This is a genomic window from Planococcus sp. 1R117A (genome assembly GCF_051417975.1).
Classification (GTDB): Bacteria; Bacillota; Bacilli; order Bacillales_A; family Planococcaceae; genus Planococcus; species Planococcus shenhongbingii.
Genome location: NZ_JBPRLO010000001.1, coordinates 622836 through 639698 on the forward strand (window position 1 = coordinate 622836; position 16863 = coordinate 639698).

Sequence of the window (16863 nt, forward strand, 5' to 3'; positions counted from 1 at the left end):
TACACACCTCTTATGCTTTTTCCAAGGTGATTGCCACAATTTCCGGCAAGTTGAATAGTCTTACAGGGAATCCGCTGTTTCCAAGTCCCCTGCTTAAAACCAGCTGTGTATCGTTTTTGCGAAAAACACCTTCAGTCATTGTTGGAAACCATCCTTGTCCCGGTGCAATCAAGCCGCCCAGACCTGGTATGCGCAGCTGCCCGCCATGGGCATGACCAGAAAACACCACATCGATTTCTTCCTTTACGTAAGTGCTGAACATTTCAGGACGATGCGCCAGCAATAAAGTAAAGGCATCTGTCAGCTCCGCCTCATCAATTGCTTGACGGGTGAAATCTTCTTCTGAAAGATCCACATCCATTAGCGGATCATTGATTCCTGCAATTTGAATCGTTTCTCCTTCAACTTCCCAGGGGGCAGTTTCGTTCATTAAAACGTTTACGCCTCTTTCTTCTAATGCTGCTGTAATTTCATCAAGTTTATTCACCGATATTTCATGGTTTCCGATCACAAAATAAACTTCACTCATTTCTACCAGCGCTTCCACCAAAGTTAAACTGACATCTAAATTGTAACGGTCACTATCAATCAAATCACCGGTTATAAAAATTACATCCGGCTTTTCTATTTCCACTTTTTCAATCAGTGAAGATTGGTCCTTGCCAAAGCTGGCATTATGCAAATCTGAAATCTGTATAATTTTCTTTCCGTCAAAAGCTGCTGGCAATTCTTCTGACGCTACTGTGTATTCCGTTGTCACAACCCATTTATTATTGACCCAGACAAAGCCCCAAACAAAAAAGACCAAGGCCATAAATACAATTACTTTTTTCATCTATACCTTACCTCTATTCGATCTTGATCAAATCAATAGGCGTGATTATGCCCGTCAATTTTTCCTCTTTCTTTCCAGTTCTCGTTATGAGAAGCGCTTCTAGACGTCCGCCTTCCATCACGGATTGCTTAAATATTTCTTCCGCTTCATAAACAGACGTATTTGAAGCGATAAAACGATGGTTTTCTCCATCTTTTTCGTGCTTTAAAATATCATTCATCGTGATCATTTCCCGGGAAATGATTTTCTCTTCAACAGTCTGAGCAAGCCAGCGTGCAATTCCTGCAGCGGTAATTAATCCAATGAACTCTTCTTCCCGGTAAATCGGCAACTGCATAAAGTTACGTACCTTTACAATACGTAAGACTTTTGCCAAACTATCTGTCGCATCAAAAGTATGCACTGTCCTCGCAAACATCGTACCGACAGTGACAGGCTGTGACAGCAACAGCTCAATATGCTCTATTAATTCTACAACTTCAAGGTGCGGTTCGGCAATTACATACTCAGCAGCCGTACGATGATGGACAATGGCGTTGCGAAGGTCGGCGAATTCCCGAAGGTCATCTTCATATTTCCTCACCGTAGCATTGTCTTTTTTCGCTAAATCAATCGCTTTGAAAAAGGTAAGATAGCTTGCGCCTCCGATTATTTCCTTCAGAGCTTTTTCAATTTTATTAAAGGCCACGATAAAGCGTGCCGAGTTCTGGCTAGGCAAAATGGCCACCACCTTCAGCAGCTGCAATTTCAATTTTCACCCGATCAGGATCTTCCATAAAAACCGCGTAATGTTCCGGACCACCAGCATAAGGATGGCGGTCTTCGTATAAAATTTGTACCCCTAATCTTCTCATTTTTTCAGTCAAGCTGTCCACTTTCCCGCGGGATTCCGCATGAAAAGCCACATGGTTCAATCCAGTCGCTTTGCGGTGATAAGGCAGATGTAGATAGTGCGTTTCTGTTTGGACAAATATAAGATAAGCAGAACCGCTTTTATAGCTGAATCCAAGCGGCCAGTTCTGATATTCCACATATCCAAGTTCCGAAAGCAGGGCGCTGTAAAATTTTCTTGACGCATCCAAATCTGAAACGTTTATTTCTACATGATGCAGCAAAGTCACCGCCTCCTTTTTTTCAGTTTAACAGACTGAAACCGAAAAGTTCGAGTCTCAATAATGCTTCTTTTAGGCTCACTTAAAACTCACTGCAATATAAAAGCCATAGCCTTAAAGGCTATGGCTCAGACTGCAGACAAAGTGTGCTTGAAATGAATAAGACGGTATAAGCCCCAACCGGTCCGGCCACTTCGCTTTCCGTGGGCTCGGCTTCAGCCTCCTCGTCACTGGCGTTCCTGCGGGGTCTTCAGCTCGAGCTGATTCCACAGGAGTCTCGTGGCCGGTCCGGTTGGGGATGTCGCTTTTCAGATAAGTGAGGAGAAGCGGCATCCGGTTTTCACTTCACGCCAGGTTCCGCAGCGGAAAGCGGCGTCTCCTGCGGGATAGCGAAGTGCCGAAATCCACTCGGGCGCCAGTCCCGAGTTAGTTCGGCGCGAGCCCGCGGAAAGCGTCCGGTTGGAGCGCAGGAACCGGGGGAAGAACCTTTTTTGATAGTTATTCACTTGATTGAAAGTGTATTCTTTTGTCTAAAAGCTCAAGCCACAGCCTTAAAGGCTATGGCTTGAAATATTATACTTTTGTTTTTGAGGCATTGTATTTAGACATCCAAATACCGGAACCGAGCATGGCCAAAATCAGGAACACACTGACTCCCATTGTCCCCCAGAACTCCGTGTATCCTGGGCTATCCAACAACCACGAGACGGCATAACCCGGAATTTTCAGTGGCGAAACTGTCCAATAGGCACCAAACAGTCCATCTGCAAGTTGAAAGATAATAATAAGAAGCAACGAAGCTGCCGCTGCCAGCCCGGCATTAGGCATGGCTGCACTTAGCAGTAGCACAAAAGTTATTACTAATAAAATCCATAAACTGTAGGTGCCTGCAAACTGCAGGAATTTTGTAAAGTCAATCCTCTCAAACAACAATATCGTGTAGTAATAAGCCGTGATCAACCCAAGCCAGACACTCAACAGCCCAACCACACTTGCCAGGATCCACTTGCTTAGGAAATAAGCAGTAAACGATAACGGCCTTACATATAAAAGAGTAGCAGTGCCATTTTTCCGTTCTCCAGCAATAGCCCCCATGTAGGCAAGAACCAGAACCAGCAGACCAACCAATTGATATTGTCCCATAATGGCTGCCAAAATCTGTTCAGGCTCAGGCGGCGGGATATCGATTACCGCTCCTTCAGGCAAATTGCCGACAGAATCCAGGATTTGCGGCAAAAAGTAGTTTGTAAGGGGTTCGATAATGCCAAACAGGATAAAAACAACCGGTATCCAGAATAATTTATAGTTCCTGAGGTTTTCCCGCCATTCTTTTTTCAGTAAAACGCCGAATTGATTCACTCTGCACCCGCCACCTTCAAAAAGATTTCTTCAAGCGTAGCCTTTTGCCGTTCCACGCCAATAACTCCGTCTGCATTCAATGCAAGAACTGATAAGATCTCCTTCATCTGCGGTCCATTTTCATCAATCGGTAAAACAACAGAAGCTCCTTCTGTAATTGCATGCCACCTGTTTCCTCCAGCAAATATGCCGGCAGAGGCGGCATCCTGAAAACGAATGCGGATGCTTGGTTCTGCGTACCGTTCTTTGACTTCTGCCAATGACCCCTGTTCAACCAGTCGGCCATGCTGCAGGAACAGCAATTGATCGGTCATTTCTTCCGCATCATTCAGAATATGCGTTGAATACAGAATGGTTGTATTATGCTGTAAAGATTTCAACAGATCCATAATTTCTCTGCGTCCTGCCGGATCCAGCGCAGAGACCGGCTCGTCCAATAGCAGAAGTTTCGGCTGGTGGATAATTGCTTGAGCCAACCCAAGGCGCTGCTTCATGCCTCCCGAAAAAGTCCCTGTTTTTTTGTTCGCAGCAGAACCCAATCCCACAATCTCCAAGGTTTTAATTGATTGACGCCTGACATCTTTGGCTCTCACTCCGCTAAGCCGCGCCGCCATCTCGAGAAACTCCAGAGCAGTCAGCCACGGAAACAGCTGTGGGTGCTGAGGCAAAAAACCGATGCCTGATTCATGATTCAATTGAACTGAACCGCTCGTTTGCTTCAGTAATCCTGCAAGGATCGATAAAGTAGTGGTTTTTCCAGCTCCGTTTGGTCCAATTAAAGCAGTGGAGGTGCATTCTTTCAACGAAAAAGAAAGATCCTCGACAGCTAATTCTTCACCATAACGTTTCGTTAGGTTTGCGGTTTCCAGTATGCTCAATAATTCCGCCTCCCGATTGCCAAATACAAAATCGGCCCTAAAATATTGATGAACACAATAATGACTCCCCATAGCCATTTAGGCCCTTTCGGATTCGGATTTTTGATCAAGTCGATTAATGTGAAAACCATCAATCCCAATTGAATCACTAAAACCGGCAACAGCAGCATCAGTAAAGTAGTTTGGTCCATTCTCCCTCATCCCCCTTTTCGCTTATATCAATAATGCAATAGCTAACAGCACGACGAACGGCAACAACACATAAAGCCAGCTTTTCGGATTTCCGAAATTAACGGTCCATCCAACTCCGAAGCGCTTGTCCACCATCACCGAAGGATCTTCTTTATTTACATAAAAAATTCCCGCTTTCCAGTGTTCATCTCTGTCCGCATCAATAATTCCAGATGGCGGCTGTTGTTCAGCAGCAGCTAGACCGCTTTTGACCACTTTGAAAGTATAAAGCGCTGTTCCACCCAGCACCAAGATGAGAAAACCTATGATCAACGCCATGTTCCAGAGAGCGCTGCCAAGTTCCGGATGAATAATGGACAATTGAAAACTGCCTAGCAGCAGCGTCGCAGAAACAGTGGTAATGAACAACAGCCAGCTGCCGTATTTCCGGGAAGCCAATTCCCTTTCCCGTGACTGCTGTTTCTGGCTGGCCATGATTTTGGCCCCGCTTGTCTTTCTTGCCTGGTTCAAGAAATAAAACAGCGCTTGCATCATCAACAGCACCAACAAGAGTGAAATGCTGGAGAAGGCGGTTTTATCTGTAAAACGGTCAGGTGTTCCACCTGGCCCCCAATGGACTGGAATCTGATGAGGCAGGCTGCCATACTGGCTGATGGTATAAAAAATCAATCCAGCAGTGATTAGCATGGGCAGCAAAAAGGCAATTCCAGACACCATCTCCAAATCATTCCGGAACTGCAAGTCCACTACCACTTTTTCTTTCTTTCCCACTGTCCATCCTTCTTGCTGCTTTTCATTTTTCACTTTCAGATGATTGATGAGATATAAAGCCATACTGAATAATATTAGGGCCAGTTGAAGCCCGAGGCCCCAGAAGGCAGCGGCTTCTTCAGTGGCTTCTGTCACGCTGAGCAGAATGGCATAAATGGCAGCAGCCACGATTCCCGCAAACACCACCATCGTTGCATACCTTTTTTTCAATAGTTCAAGTGTCTTTTTCTGTGTGTACTCCTGCGGCACATAAACTCCAAACACTTCTGTTTTCTTCACTAAAAAAGGAACGAAAGCCTGAACCCCGATAATTAGAATCATGATGGCAGCCATAAGAAAAACTGTCATTTTACTCCCCCCTGTATATTGCGCATCAATTTTTCGATCATTTGTGCCATTTCCTCTTTACTTAGCTTAAGGCATAAAGCTTCTGCCAGGATTGGCCTCAATTCCTGCTCAATCCGCTCTTTTTCCTCTGCTGTCGCTTCACGCACACCATCCGCATGAATGAAAACCCCTTTTTTCGGAATGATTTCGATTATTTTTTTCTCTTCTAAATAATGATAGGCTTTATTGACCGTATGCATGTTCATGCCGAGATCAGCCGCAAAAGCCCTTCCTGAAGGCAAAGGAGAGCCTGGAAGCAGTTGTCCATTTGCTACCCCTTCCATTATTTGCTGAGCCAGCTGCAGATAAATCGGCACTTCCGATTGCGGTTCAATTTCAATATACATTTGCTCACCTCTTTGTTCTACTTACTATAGAACAGCTGTTATGCACATCATATAACAGAAATGCCTCACCGTCAATCTCTGAACAATAAAAAAAGCTGAGGCATTAAATTGCCAAAGCTTTTCATAGAATATTATTTTGTTACTTTGTAAACAGATTTATGCTGTTGAAGTTTTTTTACGAGTTCAATTTCATTTTTTATATTTTCATCTCTAATAATAAACCGATAAGCCGAAACGTTTTTATCACTATGGGCTTCGACAGTCTCAATGTGGAAATCCATGATAACTACTTTATTTTCTTCAAAAAGTCCACTGATGGATGAAAAAACATCTTCCCGGTCTTCTGCAATTACTAAAATTTCTTTTGGATTATGGGAAGGAAGGTATTTTGCTTCAAGCTTCCCAAGAATCGATAGCGCAACCAGCACAATGACTGTGGTTAAAATAGCGACAAAATACATGCCGATCCCTACAACCAAGCCAAGCCCTGCTGCTACCCAAACCGATGCCGCTGTCGTCAGGCCCTTTACAGAGCCACGATGCACAATAATTGTTCCAGCTCCTAAAAAACCGATGCCGCTAATTACATAAGATGGGATCCTCGAAGGGTCAAAACGAATGGCATCGCTGTCCCGTGCCAAAAATGCATCAAATCCAGTGACCGACAAGATCATCATTAAACAAGAGCCGGTCCCAACGAGCAAATGCGTCCGAAGACCCGCGGGCTGCTGTTGCGCTTCCCGTTCGATTCCGATTAATCCACTCAAAAAAGCGGCAATCAGCAAGCGAATGATGATACTCAAATAATCTCCAGGCAGAAAATCCATCAGCTTTCCTCCTGACCGTCTTATTTCACTTTTTTCGTTTACTAAAGTTTACCCAAATATTTTTTTATCAGTCTCAAATTAAGCAGCATGACCAAAACATTTTTACTGAAACCTTACCATTTAAGTTTCATTAATTTATCCGCCAGTATCTGTCGATTCGCCTTTTTGATGTTCCATCCCATAATTTCCTTTTTTAAGCTTTCCCTGGTTCCGAAGCCTTTAACAAAACCGTTTAAACGGGCAGCAAATGTAGAGTCTACCAGTAAATCAGGGTTCGGATAAAATGTCTCCAATTGTTCTAAAGCTTTTGGATAGCGCTTCAGGTAATATTTCTGATGGCGTTCTTCTGCCAGTGCGAACTGCGTATAAGAAGCGATTTCTGTCTCAATTCCTTCGCCCAGTTCCGCTTCCATTTCTTTTTTCACCCGCTCGATAGTTTCTGCTTGAGCATCGCTGTGAAAACACAGCAGTGAAATATACTGTCTTCCTTTATATTCGTCCCTATTTGGGTAATGGTTTCTCCAGAACTGTTTGAGCACTTCTTCAAAAGGGATGAGTTCCGGGTCGAAATCAATTTGGACCGTTTCTGTATGGTCACCCATGTTGCGGTAAGCAGGATTGGGAGTTGTGCCTCCTGAAAAGCCGACTCTTGTCCGAAGGACGCCCGGCAAACTTCCAAACCGCGCTTCCGGCCCCCAGAAGCAGCCCATTCCAAAGGTCGCTGTTTCTGCAGTTCGCTGAGAATCTCCCATCTCTTTTTCCAAATCTCTAATTGTGAGCTGTTGTTCCATTGCAGTTCCCTCCATTTAATTTTAGTAAAACACACCTAAAAAGACATAGAAAGTTTGAAAGCTTACCCAGCTAAAATAGTAGGCAAGCGGCATTGAATTTTATTAAAATGGAGACAAGAAATAATACTAACAATCTTGATATTGAAAGTGAGTGGAAACCATGAAAAGCCGTAAAAAACAAATCATTTCTTACTTCCAAGAATTGGACCGGCGCTTTTTCATGGATTCGCATAAGGAATTGGCGGGTCTTGATGAAGCCCTTCCCATTGGATTTGAGCAAACGATCTCACAGCCTTCCCTTGTCCTGGAAATGACACTAGCCCTGGATCTCCAGTCTGATTCGAGAGTACTCGAAATCGGAACAGGATCCGGATTTCAAACCGCCTTATTAGCTGAGTTTTCAGAAGAAGTCTATACAGTTGAACGCATTAAGGAGTTGCATAATCGCGCTAAAGAGCGGCTCGCTGAAGCAGGATTCACCAATATCCATTTCAAACTTGATGACGGCAGCTTTGGGTGGGAAGAATTTTCCCCATATGACCGCATTATGGTTACAGCCGCTGCTTCCTTGGTGCCGACCGAACTGGTGGAGCAGCTGAAGAATAATGGAAAAATGCTAATACCTGTCGGTTCATCTGCTATGCAGGAATTAACTCTTATCGAAAAAGACGAAAATGGAAATGTAACTTCTAAAATTTTGAACTATGTGAGATTTGTACCGCTGAAAGGGAAGTACGAATAAAAAAGTCTGTGCTTCAGCGTCGGATATTTTGACCTGAAGCACAGACTTCTATTTAAACCCGCCCTCCGGCACCGTTTGGCGCTGACGGGCGGAGATAAACCATTGATAACAAAACACGATAATCAGAACCGCATCAATGGCATCGCCGCCATAATACATCAGCATGCTTCCAGCCTCTGCCTGGCTTTTTAAAACCGTTTCCGGCGGATCGGCATAAATCAGTTTCGCTAAAATCCCATGGCCTGCGAGCGCCAATACCAACACTGCTGAGCGGTAAAGAAAAGTGACTCTATGTGCCACCGGATCAATGTAAATGATGGAAGCAGTGAATAAATAACCAGCAGCAAAAAAGTGGAAGTGCACAAGCACATACAACAGCAAATGTTCATGCATCAAGAAGAACAAGTCCGTCGTATACAACACAAATAACCCGCCTGTATTCAGGAAGGCCGCTGTAATGGGATGGCCCATAAAACAGACCAGCCTGCTCTTCAATATTCTTGCCACTTTTCTTGCTGACACTACTGAAAGCGATCTTAAAAGAAGCGCTACCGGTGACGACAGCACCATCAACAACGGAGCCAGCATACCAATCAATAGATGATTGAGCATATGCACAGTGAAATCGCTATGGGCACGGCTCGCTAACGGGCCAATACATACGGCTCCAATAGCTAAAACACCCAAAATCCATAAGAAAATCCGGTACAGCGGCCATTTCCTATATCTCTTCCCTGACATAACGGATGCGTTCACGTAAATCACAATAGCTGTCAGCATCAACAATGCTGTCCCAAATTCTGCTGCGGTAACCTCCGAGTGCAGCCCGTGTTCCATTTAACTGCCTGTTCTTTCTGGAAGCTTGCGTGTTTTCCAGAGCAATATGCCGCCGATTATAAGCAGGATAAGTGCAATAATATTCCAAGCCACATCATATGGAAGTATATCAACGTTATAACGGATTTGATGCAGCCTCAGCAACTTATGCTGAATTGTCCCATCGTAGAGCTGGAAAGCACCGGTTCCGAAAAACAAGCCTCCCAGCCATCGCTTTAGCCATAAAGCGTCCCTTCTTCTTAAGTCCGCAAACAGAAACAGCGATGCTATGGTGGCAAACCAGCTAAATGCATGAAACAAGCCATCCGAGACCAAACCGATATTGCTTGTTGATTGATCGTAAAAATGATGCCAGTGCAAAAGCTGATGGAAGACTGTTTCATCAACAAAAGCAGCTAAACCAAGACCAAAGAGAACGCCGGACCACAAGTTGCGTGTTGAATATAGCTTGCGGTTTTTGCCATTAACGTAAGTTTTTGCACCATCATTAGTGGCGAACATAATGCCTGCCTCCTCTATGCCTTAATATCATCTTCTTATTTAGATGAAATTATGATCTATTAACATTGTTGGAAAATGATACCCGCATTTCTATCAATTAAAACCTCGCACCCGTTGGGAGATTGAATTTTCCATCTATTATTGTTGTATAGGCTTAAACTTAAGGTAACTAGAATGGATTGCTAATTATTTGGTTTGGAGGACATTATAATGCTGCATTCAAAATCGGTCCAAACGGAAATTGGTGGTTACATTTCCACATTATTGCGAATGCATTTCGGCAAAGGTCCGACTTCTGTATTCGTTACTATTAAATTTCCGTTCATTCCGGTCCATATAAGAGGATTTTTAGAGCCTACTGAAAAGTCTCTACTTAACTAAAATCAAAGACAACGCGTTTTGGAGACCAGGGATTTGGTAATGAGTGAACTTACATCTGAAATCAAGCTGAATTTACGAGGAATTGGAGAATTTGATGTAAAAGAAATTTATGCGGATTGGCATCCTGAAAACCAATCAGGTTTGATTTTAGCGATTTTGCACGAGGACGCAGATTGCCAGGATTTTAAGTGGCCAGCTGAAATTGACCATGAAGTTTTTGATAAAGAAATGATAGAAATAAGCATAAAAGGACAAAAGGAACCCGAGACAACAGAATCTTATTGGTTAAACAACCGGACGATAGTGGTTGAACGTGCAGGGTTTTCATTCAAATTGAAAAAGAACTGATCAAGAGCGGCTTTATGGAACAATTAAAACTCGCAAAACGGCCATTGGAATACCGACTGGTGGAAGAATCCGAATTACGGAAGATCTTAAAAAGAGAAGTTCTGGAGACTTTTGTGGACTGGAATTTTAATGGAGATAAAGGATACATGGTCTTAATTCTAGACGCAATTGACATCTCACATTAATAAGCAAACCCCCGCCTTAAAAGAAAGACGAGGGTTTTTTGCTGTTTCACTTTATGTATTGTCGGGTTCCAAAATTAATACGTTATAAGCTTTGTCGTCCCCGAAATTCCAGTCTAAAAATACTTCATGCATATTTCTATTCAAGATTGGCTGGAGATCCAGCTTTTTCAATATGGATAAAAATTCCTGACCGTCTGATTATGATAGTCCGTTTATTCAGGCAGGAAGTTTCTATCAAGCCCGGAACCTTTTGTGCTTTCTTAGTAAACCCTTTTATCATTTGTTGGCACTCCAGCTGTTTAATTATCTGGCCATGCTAATATCCGCGTTCTGCTATTAACTCTTTGCGATTCATAATGGCCTCCTCTTCAAGCTGCTCAATGTAGGAAAAGGAATTTGTAAATTCTCTTTTCTCGACTGGTGTCTCCGTAAAGCCACAACGGTCTCCGGCATATTGTCTTTGATGAATCTGCTTGCGCTTATGATCAATGAAATATTGCATAGAACCCACCTCCTTTTCTAATAAAAGCCGAACAAAGCCGAAAAGAATCCCTCGGATTCTTTTCGGCTTTGTTAACAGCTCAATTGTCTAAAACACAATACCAAATCATATAACAAATTAAATTACATACGATTAAAATTATTTACTTTAAAAAGCAATTAATCATTATAAGTCGGAAATACTATTGTTTTCCAAATAAATTCATTTTATGTTCCTTTTCCAGTACCGTAAAGAAACTTTGTTCCTGTTTCTTAAACGAGATGAAAGCCTTCCAACTGGATCCTTTTAATAATTTGATCTTCATCTATTTGGTTTTCATCATAAGTGATTTTGAGGCTGCCTTCTTCGACGTCGACAAGTGCGCGTTCCACTTCGCTCATTTTCATTAAAAGGCCTTCTAATGCTTGAATAGAATTTTCAGATGTCGCTTCTTTTACATTGACAGTCATTGTCGCCATTAAAAATCATCCTTTCAAATATCCAATTCTCTAGTCTATACCCCAAAATCGGATAATTAAAAGGAATTGTGTTCAGAAGTCAAAACTCCATCTTTAGTTTTCCTTCTTCAAGCACCAATTTCGCATTGAACTTTTTGCCATTTTTAGAGACAAATCCTTTAATCACAGGTGTTTTCCCTTTTGTGCACAAATACTCAATTTGTTTTGCAGTGAGCCGCTTTTTAAGGAAAGTTGCCGGAAACGACTGCTTGCAGCCGTTGGCATATTCCGTGCAGCTGTAAAATCCTTTGCGTGAAACAATCATGCCTTTTTTGCACCGGGGGCACAGCGCTATTTCATCTTTTGCATCCGGTGTAATCATCTGTTCGGGCAAGCCATTTTTCTTCATCTGCGCCGGCACTTCGTCCAATAATTTACGGATGAACTTGCCGATTGTGGCAAGAAAAACTTCTGGAGACCCTTCGCCTTGGCCAATTTTCTTCAGATAGGTTTCCCATTTTGCCGTCATCGATGGGCTTGACAATAAATTCCCTTCAATCGCCTGGCATAGAATACGTCCTTTATCAGTAATTGAGACAATGTTTTTATTTACTGTAATATATTCATGCCGCTTAATGGTCTCAATAATCCCACTGCGAGTCGCTTCTGTTCCCAGCCCTTCAATTTCCTTCAGGATTTCTGTGTCTTCCACATCGTCGACAAATTTCCCGCATGTTTTCATCATGGCAATCAGTTGGCCTTCAGTATACGGTTTCGGCGGAGTGGTCATGCCTTCTTTAATCGCAATATCACCTTTTACCGGTTCCTGGTCCTGAAGTTCCGGAAGAGAAGGCTCCTGTTTTGCTTCTTTGGCAGGCGGAAACAGTTCTTTCCAGCCCTGTTCGAGATCAGTCTTGCCAGTCGTGAAAAACGGCAGCCCTTGGACATCGGTTGTTACTTTCGTTTCGGCATAGCGATAGTCCCTATGGAACATAGCGAGTGCCGTGCGCAGCACTTCTTCGTATAAATTGCGTTCATCCGGAGCAAGTCCTTCCAGTTTCCGTGCCGTCGGAATGGTTTTCGTCGGGATGATTGCGTAGTGCTCCTGCACTTTCGCACTGTCGACAAAGCGCTTTTTCGGGGCTTTTGACGCAATCGGAAACTCGGCACCAATCAATTGCTGGTACTTCTCCACTTGTCCTGCCAGATAGCTGAATTCACCTGGTGTAATGTGCTGGGCATCTGTCCGCGGATAGCTGACAAGTTTTTTCTCGTACAAGCCCTGCATGACAGACAGCACTTTTGCCGGACTATATTTCCACTTCCGGTTGGCAGCGGCCTGCAAGGTAGACAGCGAATGCAATAAAGGCGGCGGTACGCGCTTTTCCGTCGTTTTCAGTTGGGCCACTAAACCGTCCGCTTTTTTCAGGATTTTATGTTTGGCCAGCAACTCTTCCGCTTCTTTGCGCTCTTTCGCTTTGATCTTCGCTTTCCCTTTATATTTGCCTTTTCCGGCTTGAAATACGCCTTCAATTTCATAAAACGGTTCCGGCACAAATTCCTCAATTTCTTTTTCCCGTTGATAAATCAGAAATACTGTAGGAGTCTGGACTCGGCCAATGGCGAACACTTCACGGATTCCTTTTTCCTGGAGCAGCAATGAGTAAAGCCTGGAGCCATTCATGCCGACCAGCCAATCACTGATTTGGCGGGCTTTCGCCTCTTGATACAGTAATAAGTCCTGGCGATTATCACGCAATTCCTTAAAACCTTTGCGTACTTCATCCACTTCAAGCGAGTTGATCCATAACCGTTGGATTTTCTTGCCTTTAGCGCCTGTCTGATAATAGATGCTGTAAAATATATTAGATCCTTCCCGATCCACATCGCATGCGTTAATTACGGTATCGGTTTGGTGGATAAGTTTTTTAATAATGCCAAATTGCTGGGCTTTCCCTCTCGCCACTTGAAATTGATATTGCTCAGGCAGAATCGGCAAAGCATCAAGTTTCCACTTGCCCCATTTCGGGTCATAGGACTTTGGCTCTTTCAATTCCACTAGATGGCCGATGCCCCAGGTAATGTAGGCGCCTTCCGGAAATATTGGATCCGGAGCCACTTCCATATAACCTTCACGCTTCGTCGTCTTGAAGGCTTCAGCATATGCTTTTGCCTGGCTTGGTTTTTCAGCCACTATAACTGGTTTCATACATTCCGTCCTTTCGCTTTTCCTTTCTCTATATTGTACCCTGTCACACTGAAAAACATAGCATTTTGATAGCTATCCCATTTGGTTATCCCTTTAAGCTCTTTCATCCACCAGCATGCCTGAGAACTTATTTTTTATTACTTCTTTATCTCCAAAAATCATAATCCGGTCACCAAGCTGCAATTTTTCCTCGAGTAATGATTTCCGTAAAATGATATTTCCCCTTTTGATGAACAGCAAATGGATATCATCATCCCTCAAAATCATTTGTTCACATGCCTGGCCTGTATACTTGGAGTCTTCTCTTATTTCCACTTCTGCTACCATATCGTTTTCCTTCAAGGACAATGCTGTTTTAAGCGGCCAATCTTCCAAATCGTATTCTTCATCCATCTCGTGTTCAAATTTATTCGTTAAAAATGCTGAGATGACTTTATTTTTTAATAACATTAAGACAGCAAAAAACACTACGATAACGACGAATAGCAAATTTGTGCGTAAATCATTCGACAGTATAGATGCAATTGAGGAAATCATCACTGCGAGAGAGAAATATCCGAACAAAATAACAGCAGCACTAATCCTTCTTCGAATGGGATGATCGATGATCAATGAAGACTCGTCTGTAGTAAATCCCGTAGCAGTAAGCATTGAAATGACTTGATAGCGGGCAATGGGTTTTTTAAGGCCGGTGGCTGCAAAAAGGACGACTGCAATTTCAATAACTAGCCACATAATGACAGAATATAATAGGATGAACAGGATTTCCGTCATATTAGTTCCTCCGTTCCCAGCATTAAAAATAATATTCCCTTTCTTATAAATTTAAAATCCTCTGCACAAGGAAATCCTGAGTAGTATAATAAAAAAAAGTTTTACTATTTCTTTAAAATATTGCTATTCCCTGAACAGTTGCCAATGTGCTTTAATAGGATATCAAGGTTTTACAGAGATAACCCGGCTGCCTCAAGACCCGGGCCGTTCTATAGAAAAGGATGAGGAGCATACTATGACAATTGATAGCAAAACTGCTTTGCTCGCAGGAGCCAGCGGATTGGTCGGTACCGAATTATTGCATATACTGCTGGAAAGTCCGAAATATGAAGAAGTAAAGATTTTCGTCCGAAAACGACTGGAAATCAAACATCCAAAATTAGAGCAGGTATTGGTTGATTATAACCGGCTTGAAAATTATGAAGAATATTTTAATGTGAATGATATTTACTGTTGTCTAGGCACCACTATCAAAAAAGCCGGTTCACAAGAAGCATTCAGGAAAGTGGACTATGAATATCCATTAAAGATGGCTGAGTTGGCAAAAAAGCACAACGCTGAAAATTTCCTGATTGTATCAGCGCTAGGTGCCGATCCGCATTCAAAAGTCTTTTACAGCCGTACCAAAGGTGAAGTGGAAAAACAGCTGAAAAACTTGGATTTATATGCACTGCATATTTTCCAGCCTTCGCTCTTGCTGGGTGACCGGCAGGAATTTCGGCTTGGCGAAAAAATTGCCAGTTTCTTAGTTCCAGTGTTCAGTCCGCTGTTGTTTGGGAAGCTGAAGAAGTATAAGCCTGTAAGCGCACGGCGTGTGGCTTATGCGATGTACCAGGTCGGCCAGACGGATTACAGCGGCCATTTCACTTATCCGTCCAACCGGATTTATGAAATCAGCCGCTCCAAAACAGCGCAACAAAAAAAATGACATCGGGGAATCCGATGTCATTTTTTCATTTCACTCCAGGTCCGATATTGTTATCCGGTCCTGTTTAACACTCTTAGATGTCCAGTTATTTCTTTGCTGCTGGCACGTCTTTCCGGATAACGTCAAACAAGCCCGCGCCGATAATATCCAATGCTGATTGCATGCGTTCTTCAGAAATATTGTCTTCAATGGTATCTTCCGGCGTATGGTAAACTTTTTCAATATGGTAGACAAGCGGATCCCAGCTGTCTATTCCCATCCAGATGAACAGTGCTGCCGGAATGCCTGCATTATGGAATGGCACGTGATCGCTCGATCCGAACTGTCCTGGCAGTATATCCGAATTCCCAAGACGCGCTCCAGCTGCCACTGTGGAATCCGTCACAATGTTTTTGCTGCCATCAACCGTCATGGCATATAAATTTTTGGCCTGTTCGTATTTAGTAGCGACCATATCCGGATTGAATACTGCTTCTATGTTCTCTCTTTCAGGCTGTGATAATTGATCGACATAGTATCTGGCTCCAAGCAATCCTCTTTCTTCTGACCCGAATGCAATGAATTTCAATTCTTTGTCTGTATTATAGCCTTTGTATACACGTGCCAATTCCAGCATCAGTCCTACGCCAGAAGCATTGTCGTTAGCCCCGGGAGCACCTACTACACTATCCATATGAGCAGTCAATAGAACTTCTTTGTTATCCGCTTTTTGGTTCTTCGCTTTTTTCGTGCCGATCACATTGACCGACTTCAAATCCGTATAACGGGCAGCAGTAAGTTCAAGCTTCACCGCTCCTTCTTCAAGCTGTTCTTTCAGCCACTCGCCCTGCACATATGCCGCCCCGTATACCGGAACGTCATAAGAAGCCGTTAAGCTCGGATTAAATGCCGATCCGTAGTTCCCACGGCTTCCCACTACACTTTGAAGGATGACGCCCGCAGCACCGGCTTTGACTGCGTTATCGACTTGGATGCGATAATTGGCTGTCGTAGATTCTCTGGTCAAAAGGACGATTTCCCCTTTTATTTCTGCAGGGAAATCAGATGGACTGAGGCCCCCTTTAACATAAATCACATCTCCTGAAACAGCTTCATCACTTATTTGTCCATTAGGTGCAGCTCCCATTTCCCAGGCTGTTCCATCTTCAAAAGAAACGTCCGCAATGTATTGGTCGGCTACCGGAAAGTATTGATACTCCACATCATAGCCATAGCCCTTCAAGGTTCTGGCTACGTATTCTGCTGCCTGCTTTTCCGCTTCCAGTCCGCCCGGTCTTGACCCTATTTCTTCTGACAAGTAGCGGACGTGCTCAATAGCCCGTTCAGCTTCTACCCGCTTCACTATTTTCTGATCTTGAGCCGCATTATTTGCAGCCGAAACACTGCCTGCTTCTGCCACAGGAATGGCGAGTGGAGAAGCGCTAAACACCAAGGCTCCTGCTAACGCATAGCTTAAAATGGATTTTTTTATTTTAGCGGGCTGGCTGTCATCCTTGAATAAAAATTTCTTCATTATTTTC

The 16863-nt window shown here is 43.3% G+C and carries 22 protein-coding genes; 5 read left to right on the forward strand and 17 right to left on the reverse strand.

Annotated elements, in window-relative coordinates; genetic code table 11:
- Positions 1 to 10 precede the first annotated feature (10 nt).
- The 10 genes from ACSFXN_RS02840 to msrA all read right to left on the reverse strand — a co-directional run bounded on the left by ACSFXN_RS02840 (position 11) and on the right by msrA (position 7499).
- Positions 11 to 835, reverse strand: a complete 825-nt coding sequence (locus ACSFXN_RS02840; protein WP_437148683.1) for a metallophosphoesterase — start codon at positions 833 to 835, stop codon at positions 11 to 13.
- A 13-nt stretch (positions 836 to 848) separates the two neighbouring features.
- Complete coding sequence (locus ACSFXN_RS02845; RefSeq protein ID WP_437148684.1) at positions 849 to 1553, reverse strand: CBS domain-containing protein; 705 nt, start codon at positions 1551 to 1553, stop codon at positions 849 to 851.
- Positions 1546 to 1950: a VOC family protein gene (locus ACSFXN_RS02850; protein WP_437148685.1), complete on the reverse strand. Its 405-nt coding sequence runs from the start codon at positions 1948 to 1950 to the stop codon at positions 1546 to 1548. Before ACSFXN_RS02850 ends, ACSFXN_RS02845 begins: the two co-directional genes overlap by 8 nt.
- Before the next feature lie 570 nt (positions 1951 to 2520).
- On the reverse strand, positions 2521 to 3306 hold the full coding sequence (locus tag ACSFXN_RS02855; protein ID WP_437148686.1) for an ABC transporter permease: 786 nt from the start codon (positions 3304 to 3306) through the stop codon (positions 2521 to 2523).
- Positions 3303 to 4184 (reverse strand): ABC transporter ATP-binding protein, encoded by an 882-nt coding sequence (locus tag ACSFXN_RS02860; RefSeq protein ID WP_437148687.1) that lies wholly within the window; start codon positions 4182 to 4184, stop codon positions 3303 to 3305. Before ACSFXN_RS02860 ends, ACSFXN_RS02855 begins: the two co-directional genes overlap by 4 nt.
- Positions 4181 to 4375 (reverse strand): PLD nuclease N-terminal domain-containing protein, encoded by a 195-nt coding sequence (locus ACSFXN_RS02865; protein WP_437148688.1) that lies wholly within the window; start codon positions 4373 to 4375, stop codon positions 4181 to 4183. Before ACSFXN_RS02865 ends, ACSFXN_RS02860 begins: the two co-directional genes overlap by 4 nt.
- A 22-nt stretch (positions 4376 to 4397) precedes the next feature.
- Positions 4398 to 5495 (reverse strand): DUF1648 domain-containing protein, encoded by a 1098-nt coding sequence (locus ACSFXN_RS02870; RefSeq protein WP_437148689.1) that lies wholly within the window; start codon positions 5493 to 5495, stop codon positions 4398 to 4400.
- A complete protein-coding gene (locus ACSFXN_RS02875) occupies positions 5492 to 5881 on the reverse strand; it encodes a GntR family transcriptional regulator (RefSeq protein WP_437148690.1) in 390 nt (129 codons plus the stop codon). The genes ACSFXN_RS02870 and ACSFXN_RS02875 overlap by 4 nt, the downstream gene beginning before the upstream one ends.
- 131 nt (positions 5882 to 6012) lie before the next feature.
- A complete protein-coding gene (locus ACSFXN_RS02880) occupies positions 6013 to 6708 on the reverse strand; it encodes an MgtC/SapB family protein (RefSeq protein ID WP_437148691.1) in 696 nt (231 codons plus the stop codon).
- 113 nt (positions 6709 to 6821) lie between these two features.
- On the reverse strand, positions 6822 to 7499 hold the full coding sequence (msrA, locus tag ACSFXN_RS02885; protein WP_437148692.1) for a peptide-methionine (S)-S-oxide reductase MsrA: 678 nt from the start codon (positions 7497 to 7499) through the stop codon (positions 6822 to 6824).
- A gap of 160 nt (positions 7500 to 7659) precedes the next feature.
- Here msrA and ACSFXN_RS02890 point away from each other — a divergent pair, with 160 nt between their 5' ends.
- Positions 7660 to 8241, forward strand: coding sequence for a protein-L-isoaspartate(D-aspartate) O-methyltransferase (locus ACSFXN_RS02890; RefSeq protein WP_437148693.1), 582 nt, complete (start codon positions 7660 to 7662; stop codon positions 8239 to 8241).
- Between the two features lie 48 nt (positions 8242 to 8289).
- Here the strand turns inward: ACSFXN_RS02890 and ACSFXN_RS02895 are convergent, their stop codons facing one another.
- Together ACSFXN_RS02895 and ACSFXN_RS02900 are read right to left on the reverse strand one after the other, a co-directional pair.
- Positions 8290 to 9078: a cytochrome c oxidase assembly protein gene (locus tag ACSFXN_RS02895; RefSeq protein WP_437148694.1), complete on the reverse strand. Its 789-nt coding sequence runs from the start codon at positions 9076 to 9078 to the stop codon at positions 8290 to 8292.
- The gene (locus ACSFXN_RS02900) at positions 9079 to 9579 is read right to left on the reverse strand and encodes a DUF2243 domain-containing protein (protein WP_437148695.1); all 501 of its coding nucleotides are present in this window, start codon (positions 9577 to 9579) and stop codon (positions 9079 to 9081) included.
- 210 nt (positions 9580 to 9789) lie between these two features.
- Between ACSFXN_RS02900 and ACSFXN_RS02905 the strand changes: the two genes are divergently transcribed.
- The 3 genes from ACSFXN_RS02905 to ACSFXN_RS02915 are packed head-to-tail and all read left to right on the forward strand — an operon-like array spanning position 9790 to position 10493.
- Positions 9790 to 9960, forward strand: coding sequence for a Na-translocating system protein MpsC family protein (locus ACSFXN_RS02905; protein WP_437148696.1), 171 nt, complete (start codon positions 9790 to 9792; stop codon positions 9958 to 9960).
- A 39-nt stretch (positions 9961 to 9999) separates the two neighbouring features.
- On the forward strand, positions 10000 to 10308 hold the full coding sequence (locus ACSFXN_RS02910; protein WP_437148697.1) for a hypothetical protein: 309 nt from the start codon (positions 10000 to 10002) through the stop codon (positions 10306 to 10308).
- A gap of 14 nt (positions 10309 to 10322) precedes the next feature.
- Complete coding sequence (locus tag ACSFXN_RS02915) at positions 10323 to 10493, forward strand: hypothetical protein (protein WP_437148698.1); 171 nt, start codon at positions 10323 to 10325, stop codon at positions 10491 to 10493.
- A gap of 316 nt (positions 10494 to 10809) precedes the next feature.
- Here the strand turns inward: ACSFXN_RS02915 and ACSFXN_RS02920 are convergent, their stop codons facing one another.
- From ACSFXN_RS02920 to ACSFXN_RS02935, 4 genes are all read right to left on the reverse strand, one after another.
- On the reverse strand, positions 10810 to 10995 hold the full coding sequence (locus ACSFXN_RS02920) for a hypothetical protein (protein ID WP_437148699.1): 186 nt from the start codon (positions 10993 to 10995) through the stop codon (positions 10810 to 10812).
- A gap of 251 nt (positions 10996 to 11246) precedes the next feature.
- A complete protein-coding gene (locus tag ACSFXN_RS02925) occupies positions 11247 to 11453 on the reverse strand; it encodes a heavy-metal-associated domain-containing protein (protein ID WP_437148700.1) in 207 nt (68 codons plus the stop codon).
- A 79-nt stretch (positions 11454 to 11532) separates the two neighbouring features.
- Positions 11533 to 13641, reverse strand: a complete 2109-nt coding sequence (locus ACSFXN_RS02930) for a DNA topoisomerase 3 (protein WP_437148701.1) — start codon at positions 13639 to 13641, stop codon at positions 11533 to 11535.
- Positions 13642 to 13734: 93 nt separating this feature from the next.
- Entirely contained in the window at positions 13735 to 14415 is a 681-nt protein-coding gene (locus tag ACSFXN_RS02935; protein WP_437148702.1) for a TrkA C-terminal domain-containing protein, read from the reverse strand.
- 235 nt (positions 14416 to 14650) lie between these two features.
- On the opposite strand from ACSFXN_RS02935, the gene ACSFXN_RS02940 reads away from it, so the two are divergent.
- Positions 14651 to 15343, forward strand: a complete 693-nt coding sequence (locus ACSFXN_RS02940; protein ID WP_437148703.1) for an oxidoreductase — start codon at positions 14651 to 14653, stop codon at positions 15341 to 15343.
- A gap of 85 nt (positions 15344 to 15428) precedes the next feature.
- Here the strand turns inward: ACSFXN_RS02940 and ACSFXN_RS02945 are convergent, their stop codons facing one another.
- Positions 15429 to 16856, reverse strand: coding sequence for a M20/M25/M40 family metallo-hydrolase (locus tag ACSFXN_RS02945; RefSeq protein WP_437148704.1), 1428 nt, complete (start codon positions 16854 to 16856; stop codon positions 15429 to 15431).
- Positions 16857 to 16863 lie beyond the last annotated feature (7 nt).